Source organism: Haladaptatus pallidirubidus, from assembly GCF_020700235.1.
GTDB classification, from domain to species: Archaea; Halobacteriota; Halobacteria; order Halobacteriales; family Haladaptataceae; genus Haladaptatus; species Haladaptatus pallidirubidus.
Genome location: NZ_CP085301.1, coordinates 2094551 through 2114000, shown reverse-complemented (window position 1 = coordinate 2114000; position 19450 = coordinate 2094551). Strand labels below are relative to the sequence as shown.

The following is a 19450-nucleotide window of genomic DNA, read 5'->3' as shown; positions in this document are numbered from 1 at the left end:
ATTCGATCCAACACTCGTAACATGGACAACAATTCGCGCAGATTATTCCTGAAGACAGTAGGTCTTGCCGTTGGTTCTGTCGGAATCGCAGGTGCCAATGTTTCCAATACCTCCAAAGCAGTCACAAAGCAAAATTCTCAAATGACCGACATCACGGGCAATCTCCCGAACGAACTGAACGACTCGAACTGGGGGACGTTCCAGTTCGACGCCGGAAATACCGGTCACAATCCCAACGCACGTGCGGTTAGAGAAACACCGTGGATAGGATGGACCGAATATTTAGGACACGCCAACTCGCCGGAACTCTCGGCTCCGGCAATTGTCGATGGTGTAGCATACCTCGCGGCTGACGACGGCAAAGCCATCGCTTACGATGTTGAGGAACATGAGGTTCTGTGGCAAAACACGTACACCGACCGATTCGGTACGTTCGACGCTGCCCCCACCGTCACCGACGGGAAGATGTATATTAGCTATTGGTGGAAGGTGTTCGCATTGGATACCGAAACCGGCGCTTTGTTGTGGACATTCGAGAACCCGGCTTACGACCCACCTGCAGACGAGTGCGATGCGCCAGAGCTCGGCACATCCTCAACCACCGTAGTGGACGGAACCGTCTACGTCAAGATGCGAATCGATGGACAGGGCTATGCGTACGCTTTCTCGGCCGTGAACGGCGACGTCAAGTGGAGCGCTGAAATTTCTGGTGACGGTGACAAAGCGGCGGTCACGGCCGACGAGATCCCCGCAGTTGCTGATGACACCGCGTACTTCGTCGACCGCGGCACCGTCTACGCCTTCGACACAACCGACGGGACAAAACAGTGGGACGTCTCAGTGCACACGGGATCCAGAGCGACAGAGCCAGTACTTGAGGCACCGACGGTTGTCGACGGCACTGTCTACCTCACGAGCAATTATCAGGACGAGAGCGGTGATCACGGCGACAGCAGATCGTTCCTGACGGCCCTCTCCGCCGCCGACGGGAGTTCGCAGTGGCAGCACGAGCTGAATGGAAATATTCACCTCACCAGTCCGGTATTTTCCGATGACTCCGTCTACGTCGGTGAAGGCGAACTCCTCTGGGCGTTCGACGGTAAAAACGGGAACGTCCGCTGGAAATCCAGCGAATCCGACGAACTACGATACACCAATGTTGCTGAATTATCAGTTGCCGGTTCAACTGTCTACTATCCGCGTAAAGTCAAAGACGAGGACGTTCAGGAAGTCGCGGCGTTCAATGCCGGTGATGGATCCCTCCAATGGCAGGTTCCCCTCCGGACGGACGGAAACGCACCGACTGGATGCGCCCTCGTCGACGATACCGCGTACGTCGCGGGCGATGCGGGATTCCTCTACACCATTACCGGTCTAGCGGAGAACTGGCGGCAGATGCCGGAACTGGACAATGGAGAGACCTTCGAAGTGATCATCAGTGACGACACGTCGGTCTATGTGGCCACGAATTCTGAGCTTTTCGCGTTCGAACGGACCTCCGGAACTGAGCAATGGCGCGTGCCGTTTGATTCGGATGATACAATCTTCCGTCACGTTTGGGCGACGGTCACGAATGGAACGGTTTACTGTACCGTCGGCGGAGATGGTGGAAGCAGCATTAATTTCGCCTACGCGTTCGACGCCGCGAGCGGGACGAAACGTTGGGAGAAGCAGGTCGAGGACGGCACCGGCGTTCCCGTCGTCGTCAATAATGTCGTCTACTTCGGTAGCCAAAGTTCCCTCTACGGTTCCGCATACGTCTTCGCAGTCAACGCAGATAATGGCAACATTCTGTGGAACACCGAGATCGATTCGGATGACCCGAGTGATTCGGTCCGTGTGAACGGTGCCGTTACCGTGCAGGACGGTTTAGTTTATGCCCCGTCTAGCGAGGGCGCGTATGCCTTCGAGGCCGACGATGGGAACGAAAAGTGGATGTACGACGGAGAAACCTCGGCAGTAGCAGCGAACGACGAGACGGTGTTCGTGACGAACGAGGGACTCACCGCACTCAACTCAGCGGATGGAACGGAAGCGTGGTCCACCGACGTTGGCGGTGAGTTCCTTTCGAGCGTCAACGACACGCTGTTCGTCGTCAACAAAGACGACATCGGAGACACGGAGCGACTGTTCGCGCTTGACAACACGAATGGAACCGAACGGTGGTCGTTCGACACGAATGTTGAGTATGGCAATTACGACCGCGATGCGACGCTGACTAATCCCACCATCGTGGACGATACCGTCTACGTTGGCAGCGACGACCGCCGCGTGTACGTTCTCGACGCAGATGGGGGCGAAACACTTCAGCGGTTCGAACTGTTCGGAAACCCACAGGCGGCACCCGCAGTTCGTAACGATACCGTCTACGTCGTCACCGAAGGGCGTGTCTACTCGTTCGTCTAGGTACTATCATTTGGCCGTATATTCTGGAGTGTACTTTGTCACTCCTACCTGCTGTTTCGCGCGATATGAAGCTTCCACTCAATCACCTCAACCGGCAGATCGGGGAAATGCTCAGCCGCGACGTCCACCGCATGTGCTTGCGCCCGGTCGAGCAGATTGCGCTCAGTCGTCGGTGTGTTGTCGCGTTCGGTCGAACCAGCCGCGCACTCGGTTATCGTTCGCTGGGCAACATCAGCCAGCGTTGTTTGGCGTGACATAAATGGAAGAGGGAGACAAGAATGGGCTGGCGATTTTAGCTGAGAACCGCTCCGAAACGATCTACATAATTCTGTGCCGACCTCTGTGATGGGTTGTCTGAAGCCTCATGTGCTCGCTATCTCCAAACACCCGTTCAACACAATCTGCGGCGGATGTTGATCGTCCATCGATGCCCTCAAGAATTCGTCCCAGGGGGCAAAAGACAGATTGGAGAGCCCGTCTTCACCTATACCGGATGAATAGCATGCGAACGACTAACGAAGCGGTGGGTAGAGACGAACCAAATGGGGTTGTGATACCCGCTTCACGGTATCCACATGGGTATGCATCCGTTCGATCACTTACCCGGGCAGACATACGAACGATCGTCGCAGTCGCAGATAAACACCTTCCGGTTGCCGCATCCCGATTCTGCGACGAAGTCGTACGAGTTCCGCCCTCATACGAAATACTGGCGTACAAGGACGCACTTCTGGGAATCGCTGCCCGTTCGGACGTATACACGATTATTCCACATCGTCCGCAGGATACGTACGTTCTCTCGAAGTATCACGACGAATTCGATCAGTACGTTAGCCTAGTCGTCCCTCCACTTGAGACATTGAAGAGAGTCCATGATCGAAAGCAGCTGATGGATATTGCAGAACGCACAGAGGTACCGGTGCCGGAGACACGTCTACTGGACGAAGCCACCGAGTGGGACGTCGATCGGGTCGTCAAATCGCGATACAACCTGCTCGTCGACGAGTACATCGATTCGTATGAGCCATCCGAGTCGTCGATCGTCAAGTCGGTACAGCACGTTCCATCGAACGAGTCACTCAATATCGCAACAACGTGCGAAGCGATGGACCACGTCCCGATCGTCCAGGAGTACATCGATGGGACGGACGAGTACGTATTCGGCGCGCTCTACGACCACGGTGAACCGCTCGCGACGTTTCAGCATCGACAGATTCGCGGGGATTCGTATACCGGTGGTGGGGGTGTATACCGTGAATCAGTCGAGATTCCGAGCCTAGAAGCAGTGGGTCGGGCGGTCCTCGATGAACTCGAATGGCATGGACTCGCGTGTATCGAATACATCGAAGATGCGGCGACTGGCGAATTCAAACTCGTCGAAATCAATCCACGGATGTGGCAATCGCTTGCATGTGCGGCGGCTTCGGGTGCGGATTTCCCGTACTGGTACTGGCTTCAGGTGATCGGCAACTCCGACTCGATCGAACCGGGATACGAGGTCGGTGTCGGAACGCATTACATGATCGGCGAGCTGGAATATCTCACGAGCATCGTTCGCGACGATTCATCAATCGTCGGTCGTCCACCGCTTTCTGCAGCGATAAAGGAGGTTCTGCTTTCGTGTTTTGAGATGCCGAACTTCGATTACTGCCACGTAGACGATCCACTCCCAACAGTCCGTCTGGCACGATCGGAAGTTTCCCATGGGATCCGACGACGAATGACGTAGTGTCGGGCTACGCACTTTCTTCCGTTGTACTGGGCGAAAAGGAGTGCATTTGACTCACCATCGTCGCCTGCTTTATGATCGGCATCTCCAACAGGGTGAGAAGCGTGTACAGTTCCGCAGTCCTATTTTCACCGTTCTGATGCTTTCGATAGACAGTTTTTACCCCCTCCCAATCCAAGAACGGAAGTGCCCGAATCGTGGGCTCGTGCTTGCGAATGGCATCGATTACGAAGTCTTCGTGGCGAACAAACCTCGCATGATCCCGCCACGAATCTTGATTGAGGTGATATTTCGGTGGTTGGTGTCTCGGTAAGTGTTTGCGTCGGAAGCTGGCCACTTGTCGCCCGAGATACTGCACTGGATAAGACCGCGCGATCGGGACATCCGATGATGGATGTGGGATAGCCGCGAGTTCGGGAGCAAGCCGCTGGACGGCCCGATTGATGAGATCGCGTCGAAGGCGGTATTTCTTGGGTATTCGAAGGTGTAAATCTACAAGCCGGTTATCCAAGAAGGGGACGTGAGACGGACACAGCTGGCGGAGGCTTCGTAGATTGATCAACTCTGAATCGTTCGAGAGAGGATAGTACGTGCTACAGACGAGCAAGTCGTCCAACGAATCGTAGCGTATGCCGTGGTGGTCGATTTTCCCATCGTCCCGAACGACGTTCGCGGATAGGATTTCATGGAGGTCGTGAGACGTGGTGAGGTATTCCGGCGGCGAAGCGAGTGCTGTCCCGGCCGAAGAAATCCAGTACTCGAGGATATCCGCCAGTGAGTTCATCTCAACGCCGATCGGTAACGTGAGCGTTCCCAACGATCCGAGCGATTGTGAACGGGCTGGAATAGGGTAACTCTTGAACAGCGTATCGGCGTAGAGACCGGTGAATAGCGAATCAACCGACTCGGTGATTTCGTCCGCGAAGGGGGTGAGATAGCCTTGGAAGTAGTAGCCATCGAAATTGGAAAGCGACGCGTTCTTCGGTAACGTCTCGAGATACGTGGTATCCGTTCGGTGGAGGATTCGAAGGTCTGTGTTGCCGATTTCGGCGACCCGTTCGGCGATCCGTGCTTCTCGATTGTGCCACCCAGCGAGATGAAAGGCGGTAAGTTGACGGTTTGCGGCAGCCAAAATCAACCGTGAGTCGCTTCCGCCACTCAACATGAGACCGGGCTCACGATCCGAATCCAAACGCTCGTCGATAACGTCCTGGAAGACGTCAATGAACGTTTCGACGAAGTACTCGAACGGTTTGTCGTCCGGTTGATAGTGGGGGGTCCAGTAGACCTCCGACGTTATTTCGTGAGTGGAGAGATCGTAGGTCGTGACAGATGCCGGAGGGAGCTTTTCGATATCACGGAGTGGTGTTTTGGTCCCAAAAACCCTGCGAAGCGTGAGATATTCAAAGAGATACTCGTGTTCAAATCGACGGCTGATCTGTGAGAAGGAAGGGAGTAGTTGGATCTGTGTCGAAAACACAAGTATTCCATCGATTCGGGCGTAAAAAACCGGATGAGTGCCGAATCGGTCGAGGAAAATTGAGGCGGTCTCACTAACGTGATCGTAGACGATACCAACGAAATTACCGTTGAGACCAGTAAGGAATTCCCAGCCGAGCCGTTCGTATAGCGACGCGCAAAACTCAACGCTTGCCATTGAAGAGGGACGGAGAGTATACCTGGATTCGTCCTGGAAACCGTACACTTCACCCAGGAGCCACATTTGGACTTCGCCATCGCGGCACCATACTGGTTGACTATTATTTTCCCGTGAGTGAAACGACATATGGACAGTAGCGGACGTGGTTCTATAGGTATAGGTGGTAGGTTCCTCCGATCCGTGTAATGAGTTCTCGATTTTTGAAGTAGAATCGGAATAGTCACCAAGAATTCCAATCAACCCAACCATACAAACGACCCTCCCTCAATTTTATCTTTCCCACATAGTCGTGTATAAGAGCCGTCTACTGGTGGTAGCATGAAGTCAGAATGCTATCGGAGGCACTTTACATAATCTTATTGTTACTAATAACATTTGGACATTTTTTAGACGCGGTACTGAATGATTGAGCAATACGATCAGAATTAATCGCTAGAAATTGGATGCTCACGATAATCAGACATCGTCTAAGACCATCATTCATCCGCAGAAATTTCCCGGGATAAATCGGGAGTCGAAGTTTCCGACTGTAGCCGCTCGGTAGGTGGCGGATGCGGTCGGGATGGAGCGGCGATCAATGCATCAGCGGCTTGAGGAGCTTCATGAACGCGGTGAGTTGGAACGTGGGAAGCTCAGTCCATGAGTGGTTATCTGGTGGCTTTCAGAGGAATAGCGAAAACAATGAATAGTAGTACGCAGCGTGCTTTGTGAAATCAGACCAATTGAGGAAAGCAGGACAACCAATGAAACAATCTCTCAATACCTACAGAAGAATACCGATGAATATTGATAATTTCGGCGGAATAGCTGTGTGATCTTTCATTGACAATCCTCCGTAGGAACCATAACCTGGAATCAAAATCTACTTAAATTGACGGTGATCATTGAAATTCGGCATGGCACGCGAAACCGCGGACGATGAGTCACAACTAAACCGACGCTCGTATCTCAAGGCAGCTAGCGCAGCAGCTACGACCGGTGCACTAGTAGGACTTACAACTGCTTCTTCTACACAAAAGGCAACCGACGATGAGCGATCGACAGGGGTTACGAATGGAACACCTCTTGAGGAGATGACTTGGAAGGTTGACCGAACATGGCGTAATGTACTCCCTGACGAGTTTGGACTGATCGAAACGCCAGCACTTCCGTTATACAGGTGGGAAATGGACGCTCAACCATTTCGGAGTGCAGCCGAGGGCACCGGCAATATGATCGGAAAACACCTGCTTACTGGGAATGACATCGACCAAAGGATCAGTGCTGGTACGATGACCGTATCGAATAAGTCAGGGAACTTTGAAGCAATTGGTTTTGAGCCTCGATGTCATCCAATTGCACCGTTCTTTGGTGGGATGCTTCGTGTCGAGAAGTACAGTGGGAAGAGTGGAATGTCTAATGAAGCATCGAACGCTGGAATCGGACTAATTAAGGATGACGATAATTATCTGTGGGTCGGAAGTGACGTCGCTGCTAACAGCTTGCAGTTATTCGAGAAGTTAACTGATAGTAGCGGGACAACCCACACGAATACAGTAACATTCGACACAGAATACGCCCTACCAACGGCGCCATTCGACTTGTACGTGATCTTCCAGGGTGATCGTGTCTCCTGTTTGGCCCGTGAAGACGATGACTCTAAAGGGTGGAAGTATTACGGAGATGCCGATATTGGAAAGGCCGGGGGAACCAATCCGGTGTGTGATTTTTTCGATAAACAAGTCTGGGAAACATTCAACCCATATATTCATACGGAATGTGGAAAGGGTGAAAGTGTAATACTTAGTGACTTCGAGTTATTCTATTCGTATCAGCTCGGTGTCCGTGGTCCAATCCCAGTCACCTACAAGGATGGCGCACCACTCATTAAGGATGATAAACTCTACTGTGCGCTTACGCCAGCATCCGTTGATCATCGAGGATTTCAGTCGATAGCGACTATCGATCTAGAGACATTCGAGATTGATATGAAATCTGTTCTCTTCACCGAAGCAAAGACTGACTACATCTCAAATTATGTCGCTTCACACGTTATCTACGACGACGAGCAAGATAGGTTCACAATTATGTGGAGTGGGTTTGGGAACGGCCCGAATGATCCAAAACAAGATGACGATTTCCAACGAATTTGGGTAACGCACACAGTAGAGAACATTCTTCATGGTACACATTACTTGGAAGCAGTTGATTCGAACTTGCCGCGGAGCAGTGATTTAGGGAATGGAGGGTATCATGATTTTAACGGCATCTATGACGAGAGTGTTGGGAAATGGCGAGCCATTTATAACTCTGGTGGGATTGATGAGGTGTCGATTGCCGAGACAACCGACCAATCACTTACTAGCGGATGGAAAGTATTAGATACATATCAAGATTCGGCGAATCAAATTGAAGGAGGCCGAATCGTTCGAGTCAATGGAGAGTATCAGGTCTTATATGCTGATCCGAAAATGGCTGGCCAAATGGTGAGTTGTGACTACCCCACAGTTTCAACAAACCGAGCTGGCTTCAATCTCGATGTAAATACAAACGATGAGGCTCCGCATCCATCTGTTATTCCCGTCCCATACGATGGTGGGACGAAGTACAAACTGATCACAATGGACGAGACTAAAATCTACGACAAGGCGGAAACTTCTCACGGATCGTTGTGGATGTATGAGGCTATAGAGCAAGCTAACGAATACGAATTCCCAGAACGAATTGATTCAACATTAGAAATCTAACACTTGCCAGCAACTACTCTTCTCGGTATTGTTTGCCGGTCGGTCATAGCCGAGACTGTCTTGGCGCCATGGAAAAAGAACTGAAGCGGTGGTCAGTTTGGCAGTTCCTTCCAACTCGTGCGCACGCACTCCCAACATGGGAAGCCACCACCTCTGGTGATGTTGCCGATGCCCTTGAGTGTTCACGAGAGACCGCGGCGGAAGCTTGGACAGTTTGAAGACCAAGGACGTGTGAAAAGTCGCCAGACTGCCGGACGAGTCGTCTGGTGGCTTGTCGATGAAAGCCAGGGAGTATGGGCCGGTGTCCACCAGTCGATATGTGCTTTCAGACTTTGCGACGCTAATGCTGTGCCAGATTGGGCACACAGCAGCTGTGGAGGCGCTTTCGACGGTTCGTCGATCACAGACGTTCAATATCCTGCGGTGAGCAAACATTTGACGCAGCGTGTGAGGAGTTCGAGCGTTTTGACGACCAGCAGATTTCCTTTGTTGATCAGACGAGTGCAATGCTTGCTCGAGAGCACGAGATAGAGCATATGTTCGCCTTCGACAATGATCTTCGAACAATGGGGTTCGAGCGGGTGCCAGTCGATACAGAAGCGTAACTCTCCAGAATTCTTTTAGCTGAGCAGACCCTGTGTTCTGATATGTACCGCTCACATTCGTGCATCAGTACGACTATGCAGTCAATGAGCGGCATCTCTCTGTTTTCATAGCTGGTGGCAAGGGTCGTTGGATCGACCTCACGGAATTGCCAATCAACTACTCACAAGCCACCAGTATACAATGTCACAAACATACGATCTTCGCGAACAGATCGAGCAGCTCGAATCGCTCACCGGGGACGGTACTGAACTCGTCACCGTTACCGTACCCAACAGCAAGTCGCTGGGTTCGATCCGAGAGCGAATTGCCCAGGAATACGCCAGTGCCGAGAATATCAAATCCGATCAGACACGAGACCACGTTCAGCAAGCGCTCAAGCGCGTCCAGCGGATTCTTCGTCGATACGAAAGGACACCGGAGAATGGACTCGTGGTCTATGCGGGTGTCGTTGGAGGTGAGTTAATCTCGACTACCTTCGACGACCTGCCTACTCCAGTTGCCGAGTCGACGTACCGATGTGACGATCACTTCGATCTCTCTCCACTGAATGAAGCAGTTACGCCGAATGAGACCTTTGGACTCATCGTCATCGAGCGTGGTGGTGCTGCCATTGGACGACTCGTTGGAGAGCGCATTATCCCGATTCGGACGTTCGAAAGCCAAGTGATGGGTAAATCCAGGGCAGGTGGACAATCTGCCCAGCGGTTCGAGCGCGATCGCGAACGACAAGTCCACGAGTTCTTCCAACAGGTCGGTGATATCGCTACCGACGCGTTCACTGGTGACGAGGGAACGGTCACTGGGCTTGTCGTTGGGGAACACTTGCGACTGCGAAGCGGTTCGTCTCCGACGGCTACCTTAATCATCGGTTGCGCACCCGTCTGCTCGGAACGTACTCGGTTGAGTATGCGACCGTGCAAGGCCTCCATCAGCTTGTCGAGAAAGCGGATGAGCAACTTCTCGATGCCGAACAGCGAGAAGGACGCAAGCGGCTAGATGAGTTCTACTCGCGGCTTCGAGATGGCGATCTGGTTGCGTATAGTATTGAGGAGGTAGAGCAAGCGATCAGGTTCGGAGCGGTCGATACAGTCCTCATTGCATCGACAGTGCCACGAAATCAGCGGAAAGATCTTGAAACATCTGTGGAACAGCAAGGTGGTGACGATTATGTGATCGCCAGTGATACCGAACGTGGATCGCAGTTCGTGAATGCCTTCAGTGGTGTTGGAGCGCTACTTCGGTTTCCAGTGAAGTAAGACCGCTTTCAGTTTCTACTTGTACGATGTCACTCGGGGAGTCACTGACACTGACGGAAATGCACAGCAGTCGAAGTTAGTAGACATAAATATTTTCTGTGATCATACTTTCTATCTGTTGATGATTTATCAAATACAGTAGGCTATAATTATATTGTCTTTGAGAACCTTCTTTATACAGAGCCGTATGAAATGCGGTTCAGAGGAAACCAATGAATCTCAATGAATTTGTCAACACTCATGCACCGCAAGACCAGGGAAAAACCTTCGAACTAGAGAATTCAAAGCTGCTCGATGTATCGATGGACGGGAGCATCATGGCAAAAGCAGGAACCATGGTGGGTTATACTGGTGACATCTCATTCGAACGGAAATCAACCGGTGGGCTGAAAGGCATGTTGAAGAAGAAAGCCACTGGTGAGGGAGGCCTAATGATGCAAGCCACAGGGACGGGGCATCTGTACTTAGCTGACCAGGGCAAAGAGGTACAAATTCTGGAACTAAATGAGGAAGACGAAATCAGCGTCAATGGGAACGATGTACTGGCTTTTGATGAGAGTGTTAGTTGGGATATTAAGATGATGAAAAGTATTGCTGGTGCCTCTACAGGTGGGTTGTTCAATGTGTTTCTTGAGGGACCAGGACATGTGGCTATCACCACCCATGGAAAACCGCTTGTTATTCCGACACCTGTGAGTACGGACCCCAATGCGACTGTCGCTTGGAGTAGTAATGTGTCACCCACCTCGAAGCGAGACCTCAATCTCAAGAGTTTCCTTGGACGCTCCTCTGGAGAAACGTATCAGCTTCACTTCGCCGAGGAGGGTGGATTCGTCATCATTCAGCCGTACGAAGAACTGCAGCCTGAGCAATAATACAAAAGTGAGGATAATTTTCCTCTCTAATTATAATATCAATTGGGGCTGGGTAGACCCACAGAATCGTAAGTCGCTCAGAACCACTTTTGTGATTCATCCCGGCACACCATACTGGATCAATTTCAATCTCCAACCCGATGATTATGTTTTCCAACCTGGCCACCGCATCGGAATTGTTGTACTATCTAGCGACCATTACTTCACTAAACGACCGCCAGATAGTACAGGTGACACTGTTATCTCTGTTGATGTCAAAAAGATCACCATTCCAGTGCCAATTGTCGGAGGAGAGACAGCACTTGCTAACGCTCTTCCAGAGGAATAAAAGGAATAGATAGACGACGTACGGTACTAACAGTGGTAATGTTCGGGCGATACTGTGCGAAGAGGAGTTGGATGAAAATCTGTTTACGCAAGCTGTCGATGAGCAACAGGATCCGGCCGACCAATACAATGATCCACTCTAATCCTGATCTTAAAAAGATTAGCCAAGGCTGCCCTCCATTTCGAGTTCGATGAGGCGGTTGAGTTCGACCGCGTACTCGATTGGAAGCTCTTCCGTGATGGGTTCGATGAACCCGCTCACGATCATCTGTTTCGCGTCGTCGTCGTCCAATCCGCGGCTTTGGAGGTAGAACACGTCCTCGTCGCCGATTTTACCGACCGTTGCCTCGTGGGCGACGTCCACGCGGTCTTCGTTGATTTCCATGTACGGCATGGTGTCCGACGTGGATTCGTTGTCGAACATCAGCGCGTCGCACTCGACGGACGTACTCGAATCCACCGCGCCGTCGCTGATGTGGACGAGGCCGCGGTAGTTCGTGCGACCGCCGTCCTTGCTGATGGATTTCGACTCGATGGTGGAGTTGGTGCGGGGCGCGTTGTGGTACACCTTCGCGCCAGTGTCAATGTTCTGTCCCTTGCCAGCGAACGCAATAGAGATGTGGTTGGCGCTCGCGCCGCGACCCTTCAGGATTGAACACGGGTAGAGCATCGTTGCCTTCGATCCCATGCTACCAGACACCCACTCCATTCGGCCACCGGCTTCGACGATGGCGCGCTTGGTGTTCAGGTTGAAGGTGTTCTTCGACCAGTTCTGCACGGTCGAATACTGGACGTGAGCGTCTTCGTCCACAAACACTTCGACGCCGCCGGAGTGGAGGTTGTGGCTGCCGTACTTCGGTGCGGAACAGCCCTCGATATAATGGACTTCGGAGCCTTCCTCGGCAATGATGAGCGTGTGCTCGAACTGCCCCATCCCCTCGGAGTTCATGCGGAAGTACGCCTGAACGGGCATCTGCACCGTCACGTCCTCGGGGACGTAAACGAACGAGCCGCCCGACCAGACCGCACCGTGGAGCGCCGCGAACTTGTTGTCGCTCGGCGGCACGCACTTCGTCATGAAGTACTCCTTGACAAGGTTCTCATGCTCTTGGACGGCTTCATCCATGTTGCAGAAGACAACGCCCTTTTCCTCCCACTGCTCCTGCATGTTCTGGTAGACGACCTCGGACTCGTACTGGGCACCGACGCCGGAAAGCGCCTTGCGCTCCGCTTCCGGAATCCCCAGCTTCTCGAACGTGTCCTTGATGTCGTCCGGCAGGTCGTCCCAGCTGTCCGCCCCTTCACGCTTGTCGACGTCTGGGCGAATATAGGGAATAATCTCTTCGACATCAAGTTCTGTGAGGTCTGGCTGACCGGGCCAGTCCGTCGGGAGGGGCATGTTCTGGTAGTGTTCCAGTGCACGGAGACGCCGCTGGAGCATCCATTCCGGTTCGTCCTTGTCCTCGCTGATGAGGCGGACGACTTTTTCAGTCAGACCCTTGCCGGATGTGACTGCAGCCTGCTGTTCTTTTTTGAATCCGAATCGTTCTTCTGTATCTGTGTTACGCAAGTGATCCTGATCTGAACTCATATTTAAAAGTGAGTGCTCTAGCCTGATGAGGCTGGTGGGTACGTTAACGATAGATAGCGAGTGTATGTTGGGATCAACGAGAATCTGTTCCCTTCTGTCTTCATTTGACCAATTAGCCAATATTTTATTCTGGCTCGCGATCTACTACGTTCTTATGAGTGATGATCGACCTTCGGTTGAAGACCGAGCAGAAAGTGGCGAACTCGGTGAGTTCGATCAGGCCCTCGAAGAACAGGACTATCCACTAACAGGAGATGAGTTAGTTTCCGCATTTGGCGACTATGAGGTCGAATCAGTCGACGGCACACAATCCATCGAAGAAGTGCTTGGTTCAGCCGACGAGAAAACGTACAACTCTGCAGATGAAGTCCGAGACGACATATTAAATCAGTTAAACCGGCAAGAATAGAAGATGGGTCTCACAGTGTTGTTTGTTTTGATATAGAAACGGTCGAAGCAGGAGCGCAGCGAGTCGAGGAACGATGTCCAGTGTCCGACAATGTAAAAAACGAGATGGCAGTTCAGCTGTCGGTCGATCCTCGGTAGAACAATCATTCTTGAATTCGTTTCGATGCGAACGAGTTGATCCAGGGCTGTATACTCATCTCTTGAGAGAGACCGCGATGAATCTGCTTGTTCTATTCTTCATTTTCATCCGATCGGTAGTACTCCCACGCATCGTCAGGGATCTTCAACATGGTTCCACAGTAGGGGCACGTAGCCGTCTGTGCATCCGGTGCATCGAATGGTTCGCTACATCGTATGCACCTCCACTCAACACACCCTTCCTTTGTCATGCTACGAAAGCCTAGTTACTCACGAGGTGTATGAGTGGCGTGTGGTAGGTTACCTGCTATCGAGGCCATTTGATCTGGATTTCCTCATGTTTCACTATCAGGGAGACAATCGGCTGAGGAACCACCACTGTCGGCGATCGCAACTTGGAGAGCCTCGTCTGCTGTTCCGATATCGTATACCCGAATCGCAGTCCCAATGGACACCCGCCAATCTATGGAGATAATTGAGGAGTCAGAATAACTTTTATATTTTAACAAGAGATATTTTCAACCTTAGATGGAAATTGTCGACCGCAGGAGCAATCGTTATACTGTAATGTAGTGTTCCCTCGGTTCCCGCCAACCAACTAGCCGTCCTGTTCGACGAATGCCGTGAGGTAGTCGAGTGTCGATTTCATTCCTGCCTCGTGGTCCTCCGGCTGGATGCCTACTGGCACGTTCTCGGCGCGGACGGTCACAATCGCTCCACTGCCCGCGGGCTCGAACGTCCAGACCATACGCATGGTGCCCTCGAACGCCGGGTCGTCGCTCTCAAAGACGACTTCCTGCTCGATTCGATGGTTTGGTTCAAGTCGAGGTAAACGTACTTCCATCTCGTCGAATGCCTCCGATGTCTTGCCTTGCCCAGCTTGCTGGTCCTTGTAGGTGAGCCGCATTCGGTACGAGCCCCCTTCGTGGAAATCGAAGTCGAGCATTTCGCCGGTCATGTTGCTCGGAGGAAGCCAACGTTCCATGGCACCAGGTTCTGCAAACGCTTGGTAGATGGCTTCTGGAGAGGCCTGCATTCGTTTCCTCGCGGAATCTACTCTCTCAACCATGCATCCAGTAACAGGCCGAGGAGGATGGATATTGCGCCGTGCGCTTGTGCTCGGTCGAGCAGGGCGCTTTGTCGTCGGTACGTTGTCGCGTTCGGTCGAACCAGCCGCGCTTTCGCTGAGCATTCGCTGGGCAACATCGGACAGTGTTGTTTGGCGTGACATAAATGGAAAAAGGGAGACGGGGTTAGCAGCAGTCGGTGAGTGCGTCCTTTCGGGTGGCTTCCGCGCCACAGTCCTCACACTGCCAGTAGGTGCGATCTCCACTAACAGTCCACTGCGTTTCGGTGAGAATCAGCGTGCTCACGAGATGTTTGAATGAATCAGCGTTACGGGTTGTCGGAGAAGGCTGCCTCAAACGTGGAGAGAGCTTGTTCGAACCACAGTGGGGACGAGTAATGCCGAACACAGTACGAAACATCAGGTCCGCACCGAGCACCGCCGTTTGATGTTTCTACCTACTGCTTGCTGACTGGTCAGCGGACACAGAGAAAAATTGCCAATCTGAGATGTGACCGTAACTATCTGTTTTGTAACGAAATTCTAATTGTCCGTTTGTACCATCTTTGAAATGTATATTTGAATTATGAAAAGTATTTAAGATGTTGTGGGTCTACTATTAGGTATGGACTTCAAACTACGAGCCATCGTATACGGAATCGTCGCAACCATCATCGTCGGCCTCCTCAGTGGTGCCGTCATCCCATTCACGAATATGGCACTCCCCGTCACCGGTGCTTTAGTGACCGGCATCATCGGTGGTCTCGTGGCTGGCTACGTCGCCGGTACCAAACTCAATGACGGCGCACTAAACGGTGGTGTGGCAAGCGCGGCGGGGGCCATCGTTGCCCTCGTCGTTCTGACCGTCGCAGGATTGATGGCTGGCCCACTTCCGGCGATGGGACTGTTCGCCTTCGGCGTGCTGTTTGTTATCGTCGCCGCAATCCCTGGCGCTGTGGGTGGAGCGCTCGGGTCGTGGTTGCAGGGTCGCTCGACCAAACGCAAGGCAGGGCGCCCGGCCAGTCGCTGATCTGAACCGTTTTTTGCCCGGTTCGAACCGCATCGCTCCGAATTCTGTTTTTGAGGACCGGTCTGAAATCGACGATCCATTCAAACATTCTATGGATCATTCTTCGGCGCCAGTGTCTGTCCATTGACTAATAAATTAAAGGAGTGGTTAGTTCGGCAGTTCCTTCCGTCCTGTTCGCACGCATGGCCAGCACGGGAAGTCACCGAGGCCGTCGCAGTCACAGTCTTCGGCATCGTCTTCGTCCTCGGACGGGAAGGCGTCAAGCGTTCCGTCCTCAGTCGCGGTTTCGACAGCAGCCATGTGTTTGCAGAATGCGTTTCGGTGGACGTGATGCGGGCAGGTGCAGGCCATCAGGTCGTCAGTCACGTCGTCGATGGAGACGGTGTATTGGTGGGCTGCGGGGTTCTCGTGGCTCTCGTTGGTGACGTCGATGAGTCCGGGGGCATCGACGTCGAAAGAGAACTGTTCCCATTGTGCGCGTTTCTGTGCCGTCTCGTCAACTTCAAGGGCTGCGGATTGTTTTGTACTCATGGTCTTTCGCTGGAATTGGAAGACCGGTGCCGGGTGCTAGAACACCCGGCGCGTTTCTACACGCCCGAGGGCACCGTTCTTCCTACCAAGTACTATGTAGTACATGGTATTAAAACCATCGATGTACTACGTAGTGCATGGTTTTAAGATGGTGGATAATGAACTGAGAGCTACGATGACAAACGAGAGAGAACGCGATACTAGTGGTCAATTTGCAGAGGAAACGACTGATGACGATATTCTGACGGCGATGCACAAGTCAGAGTTTCCGGCAGTGACTGCTCGGTGGGTGGCGGATACGCTCGATATTAACCGGCCCTCCGCTCATCGACGGCTTGAAGCACTGCATGAGGAGGGAGAGGTTGAGCGGGGGAAGTTAAGTCCGCGGGTGGTTATCTGGTGGATTTCAGAGAAAAAGTAGGTCTACGAAGAACTCGAGAACGTAATTCGATCCAAACACGTGAACTTACTATTCTAAATCCGATTCTTCTAAGTCAAAATAGTCTAACAGCTTCTGAAAATGGTTCTTATCATACGGTGAGTAAATGTATTCATGATTGCCATCATACCAATCGAAGTAATCCCTGGGTGTCGATAGTTCGATTCCGCCTCAGCTGACGCAGTTTGACGCGTCTCTACCGCGGTCAATCAGGATCAGAACGTCTGGCAATGACGGTAGAATCCGACACCTCTCCATCCGTTTCCGATTCGGATTTCCGAAAGCCCGGTTCTCGACAGACAAGGCACCGAATGGGACTAGGTTAGTATACTATACTAACTGCAGACACAAGATATCAGCGGTGAATCGTATCAAACGTACTTGTTACCTATCAGTGAGGATTGGCCGGAGGTTTTTTCGCCCCCTGAGGGGTGCGGGGCGTTCCAGAACGAGCGTCTCGATGAGGAATGATTTCGATGACACTCAGCGACAGCTACGCAACAGGCTTTGACGAAGACGTACCGAGCGAACTAACCAACCAGTGTCCCAGATGCGGCGGCCTGGTCACTACCAACGTGATCGAAACATCCTGCGAAGACTGTGACCTCGTCATCGACGAACAACAGACCAATCACAGGCCGGAGTTCGCATGAAAGACCTCCTGATGCATCTCACTAGTCGATCGCGCAGCACTGTCATCGCTGAGTGTCGGCAGTGTGGAACCACAGTCGAGGTCGAAACGAGCGAGTGCCCGGAATGCGAGCACGATGGGATTGCGATTTACCGCTTCGACTAACTGACCTGTTCTCCTTTCGACTATTGCTACGAGAGAGTCCGTTCTGCACACGTCGAGATCGTGTTTTTATCGGCTTTGGATGCAGTTAGCAATATTCAGCCGTACGGTCGGTATCGGCACATAAGATTTACACCACTTGATTCGGTGAGCGTCGATCTCACTACGATTTCGATAGAACGATTTAGCTGTAGTGTTTCGATATAGATCGAACTACCCTCAACCTATATAAAGATTCAACCCATACGTACAGACATGGACAAGGATTCAGAGGAACCAGAAACAGGGCTCATGGAGCGTCAAACGACCGGTGAAGACCGTGTCCGGATGGTCGCTCGGCAAGTGTCAGAACCCCGTACCGTGAATTGGATTGCTTCGGAGGCAGAGTGGTCACACGAGCCGACCAAACGCGTCCTTGAGCGACTCGTGGACGATGGCGTGCTCCGCCGTGATGAGAGTGGTGCTCACACGACCTACTCTCCAGACTATCGTCGACAGGCAATGCAAGAGGCCGTCCGACTTCGCGATGGCCACCGGACAGTTGAAGAATTAACTGATCGACTGTCCGAGATGAAAGCCCAAATCCGGGACTGGGAAGAGACATTTGCAGTCGAGTCACCGAATCAATTGCGGGCGACGATTGCAGACGAAACCCTTAGCTCGGATGAAGAAGCGCAGCGACGGGCAATCGCTCGAGAGTGGGAGCATCTCCAACAGCGAATTCAGATCGTCGGATTTGCAATTCGTGAGTGGGACTTTTTGGCCCCCAGCGCAGACCGTGCCGAGGCCAGTAACTGACAGATGTCCGTCTCACATCCAGGCGGAAATCCGAATGCACAGTTATACGAGCAGCTGAAACGAGATGTCCTCGAACGCGTTCCCCATATCACAACGATCGAGTACGTTCCAGATGACGTTGCAGCCAAACAACTACAGGCAACCTTCGACCCGATCCGCATCGATCCACCCACCGGACCAGAGGCACCCGAACTCGTCATCGAGTGGTATCGCCAAACACCGCATGATTGGTTTCGTATTAACTATAGCGACCCGAACACAGGCTTCCATGCTGGGTGGCACCAGGACGGGGATCACGAAGATCTCGGACGAGCACATTTTCAGTACTCAATTGACGAGGAAACGACACATCAGCCAGTGACGTTTCAACACGAGACCCCATCGCTCATCCTCTGGGGAATTATTGAGAATCTTCTGGAGGAAATACTTCCGACCTACCACCGCTAATTATGCACACTCATATTCACTACCGACTCTACTATTCCCTCCGACAGCTCACGTATGAGAGCGATGGAGTCTAGAGAGATCTGCCTAGAGATCTGGGCATTGAGTTGAAAATCATCGTCGAGAACGTGTTTTTGTTGCCCCCGTGGGGTGCGGGGCACAACAGATGTGCCTCGTGGAGCGAGTATGTCCAGTAACAACGTCCTGTCCCAATTGACGTTCACGAAACGAGTTGCAAAGCGCGCCCAGTACGAAGCCCTCGAATGTTCACTCACAACGAGGGGTGTCCTCGTTCGGAATACGAGTCACGCGAATCCGGCCGATCATGAATATCTCGTCACCGTTCGCGACGGGATCCCCATCGCCTGTGAATGTCCTGCAGATACTCGGTACGAAGGAGCATGCAAACATCGGATTGGCGTCGCAATTCGAACCCCACTCCTGCAGGCAGCAACAGACCATTCCCTCGTCGCAGACGGTGGGACACAGATCGAGAAGGAAGCTGAAACCCATGTAGAAGACAGCGACAGTGACCAGCCAGCAGACTGTGACTGTGATGGACTCGGTGGTTTTCCGTGTTGGCCCTGTGTGCGATCCGGGCGTCGCGATCTCCCGGAAGAGTAGCAC

21 protein-coding genes are annotated in these 19450 nt (G+C 52.3%); 15 read left to right on the top strand and 6 right to left on the bottom strand.

The window, feature by feature from the left end; translation table 11 throughout:
- Nucleotides 1-141 precede the first annotated feature (141 nt).
- Nucleotides 142-2406 (top strand): outer membrane protein assembly factor BamB family protein, encoded by a 2265-nt coding sequence (locus tag LIX15_RS11475; RefSeq protein WP_227773329.1) that lies wholly within the window; start codon nt 142-144, stop codon nt 2404-2406.
- Nucleotides 2407-2450: 44 nt separating this feature from the next.
- Here the strand turns inward: LIX15_RS11475 and LIX15_RS11470 are convergent, their stop codons facing one another.
- Nucleotides 2451-2663 (bottom strand): hypothetical protein, encoded by a 213-nt coding sequence (locus LIX15_RS11470; protein ID WP_227773328.1) that lies wholly within the window; start codon nt 2661-2663, stop codon nt 2451-2453.
- Nucleotides 2664-2908: 245 nt separating this feature from the next.
- Here LIX15_RS11470 and LIX15_RS11465 point away from each other — a divergent pair, with 245 nt between their 5' ends.
- Nucleotides 2909-4135: a carboxylate--amine ligase gene (locus LIX15_RS11465; RefSeq protein ID WP_227773327.1), complete on the top strand. Its 1227-nt coding sequence runs from the start codon at nt 2909-2911 to the stop codon at nt 4133-4135.
- A gap of 7 nt (nt 4136-4142) precedes the next feature.
- Here LIX15_RS11465 and LIX15_RS11460 read toward each other — a convergent pair whose 3' ends face one another.
- Nucleotides 4143-6044: an asparagine synthase-related protein gene (locus tag LIX15_RS11460; RefSeq protein WP_497007435.1), complete on the bottom strand. Its 1902-nt coding sequence runs from the start codon at nt 6042-6044 to the stop codon at nt 4143-4145.
- 647 nt (nt 6045-6691) lie between these two features.
- On the opposite strand from LIX15_RS11460, the gene LIX15_RS11455 reads away from it, so the two are divergent.
- The 5 genes from LIX15_RS11455 (at nt 6692) to LIX15_RS33210 (ending at nt 11586) form a co-directional block, all read left to right on the top strand.
- Nucleotides 6692-8521 carry a hypothetical protein gene (locus LIX15_RS11455; RefSeq protein WP_227773325.1) on the top strand — a complete coding sequence of 610 codons (1830 nt, stop codon included), beginning with the start codon at nt 6692-6694 and terminating at the stop codon, nt 8519-8521.
- Between the two features lie 786 nt (nt 8522-9307).
- Nucleotides 9308-10123 carry a Vms1/Ankzf1 family peptidyl-tRNA hydrolase gene (locus tag LIX15_RS11450; protein WP_227773324.1) on the top strand — a complete coding sequence of 272 codons (816 nt, stop codon included), beginning with the start codon at nt 9308-9310 and terminating at the stop codon, nt 10121-10123.
- Entirely contained in the window at nt 10042-10383 is a 342-nt protein-coding gene (locus LIX15_RS11445) for a hypothetical protein (RefSeq protein ID WP_227773323.1), read from the top strand. The genes LIX15_RS11450 and LIX15_RS11445 overlap by 82 nt, the downstream gene beginning before the upstream one ends.
- A gap of 212 nt (nt 10384-10595) precedes the next feature.
- On the top strand, nt 10596-11258 hold the full coding sequence (locus LIX15_RS11440) for an AIM24 family protein (RefSeq protein WP_227773322.1): 663 nt from the start codon (nt 10596-10598) through the stop codon (nt 11256-11258).
- Entirely contained in the window at nt 11209-11586 is a 378-nt protein-coding gene (locus tag LIX15_RS33210; RefSeq protein ID WP_227773321.1) for a CocE/NonD family hydrolase C-terminal non-catalytic domain-containing protein, read from the top strand. Before LIX15_RS11440 ends, LIX15_RS33210 begins: the two co-directional genes overlap by 50 nt.
- Before the next feature lie 159 nt (nt 11587-11745).
- Here LIX15_RS33210 and sufB read toward each other — a convergent pair whose 3' ends face one another.
- Nucleotides 11746-13176: a Fe-S cluster assembly protein SufB gene (gene sufB, locus LIX15_RS11430; protein ID WP_227773320.1), complete on the bottom strand. Its 1431-nt coding sequence runs from the start codon at nt 13174-13176 to the stop codon at nt 11746-11748.
- 154 nt (nt 13177-13330) lie between these two features.
- Here sufB and LIX15_RS11425 point away from each other — a divergent pair, with 154 nt between their 5' ends.
- The gene (locus LIX15_RS11425) at nt 13331-13585 is read left to right on the top strand and encodes a DUF5789 family protein (protein WP_227773319.1); all 255 of its coding nucleotides are present in this window, start codon (nt 13331-13333) and stop codon (nt 13583-13585) included.
- Nucleotides 13586-14320: 735 nt separating this feature from the next.
- On the opposite strand, the gene LIX15_RS11420 is transcribed toward LIX15_RS11425, so the two are convergent.
- Nucleotides 14321-14758: an SRPBCC domain-containing protein gene (locus LIX15_RS11420; RefSeq protein ID WP_227773318.1), complete on the bottom strand. Its 438-nt coding sequence runs from the start codon at nt 14756-14758 to the stop codon at nt 14321-14323.
- 217 nt (nt 14759-14975) lie between these two features.
- A complete protein-coding gene (locus LIX15_RS33990) occupies nt 14976-15095 on the bottom strand; it encodes a DUF8118 domain-containing protein (RefSeq protein WP_486327107.1) in 120 nt (39 codons plus the stop codon).
- Between the two features lie 318 nt (nt 15096-15413).
- On the opposite strand from LIX15_RS33990, the gene LIX15_RS11415 reads away from it, so the two are divergent.
- Nucleotides 15414-15818 (top strand): DUF5518 domain-containing protein, encoded by a 405-nt coding sequence (locus LIX15_RS11415; RefSeq protein WP_227773317.1) that lies wholly within the window; start codon nt 15414-15416, stop codon nt 15816-15818.
- Between the two features lie 147 nt (nt 15819-15965).
- Here LIX15_RS11415 and LIX15_RS11410 read toward each other — a convergent pair whose 3' ends face one another.
- Nucleotides 15966-16349 carry an SWIM zinc finger family protein gene (locus LIX15_RS11410; protein ID WP_227773316.1) on the bottom strand — a complete coding sequence of 128 codons (384 nt, stop codon included), beginning with the start codon at nt 16347-16349 and terminating at the stop codon, nt 15966-15968.
- Nucleotides 16350-16524: 175 nt separating this feature from the next.
- Here LIX15_RS11410 and LIX15_RS11405 point away from each other — a divergent pair, with 175 nt between their 5' ends.
- From LIX15_RS11405 to LIX15_RS11380, 6 genes are all read left to right on the top strand, one after another.
- Nucleotides 16525-16770, top strand: a complete 246-nt coding sequence (locus LIX15_RS11405; protein ID WP_227773315.1) for a helix-turn-helix domain-containing protein — start codon at nt 16525-16527, stop codon at nt 16768-16770.
- A 494-nt stretch (nt 16771-17264) separates the two neighbouring features.
- Nucleotides 17265-17441 (top strand): hypothetical protein, encoded by a 177-nt coding sequence (locus tag LIX15_RS11400; RefSeq protein ID WP_227773314.1) that lies wholly within the window; start codon nt 17265-17267, stop codon nt 17439-17441.
- Nucleotides 17438-17584: a hypothetical protein gene (locus LIX15_RS11395; protein ID WP_227773313.1), complete on the top strand. Its 147-nt coding sequence runs from the start codon at nt 17438-17440 to the stop codon at nt 17582-17584. Before LIX15_RS11400 ends, LIX15_RS11395 begins: the two co-directional genes overlap by 4 nt.
- A gap of 252 nt (nt 17585-17836) precedes the next feature.
- Nucleotides 17837-18379, top strand: coding sequence for a DUF7342 family protein (locus LIX15_RS11390; protein WP_227773312.1), 543 nt, complete (start codon nt 17837-17839; stop codon nt 18377-18379).
- A 3-nt stretch (nt 18380-18382) separates the two neighbouring features.
- A complete protein-coding gene (locus LIX15_RS11385) occupies nt 18383-18826 on the top strand; it encodes a hypothetical protein (RefSeq protein WP_227773311.1) in 444 nt (147 codons plus the stop codon).
- Between the two features lie 183 nt (nt 18827-19009).
- Complete coding sequence (locus LIX15_RS11380; protein WP_227773310.1) at nt 19010-19447, top strand: SWIM zinc finger family protein; 438 nt, start codon at nt 19010-19012, stop codon at nt 19445-19447.
- The last annotated feature ends 3 nt before the right edge of the window (nt 19448-19450 follow it).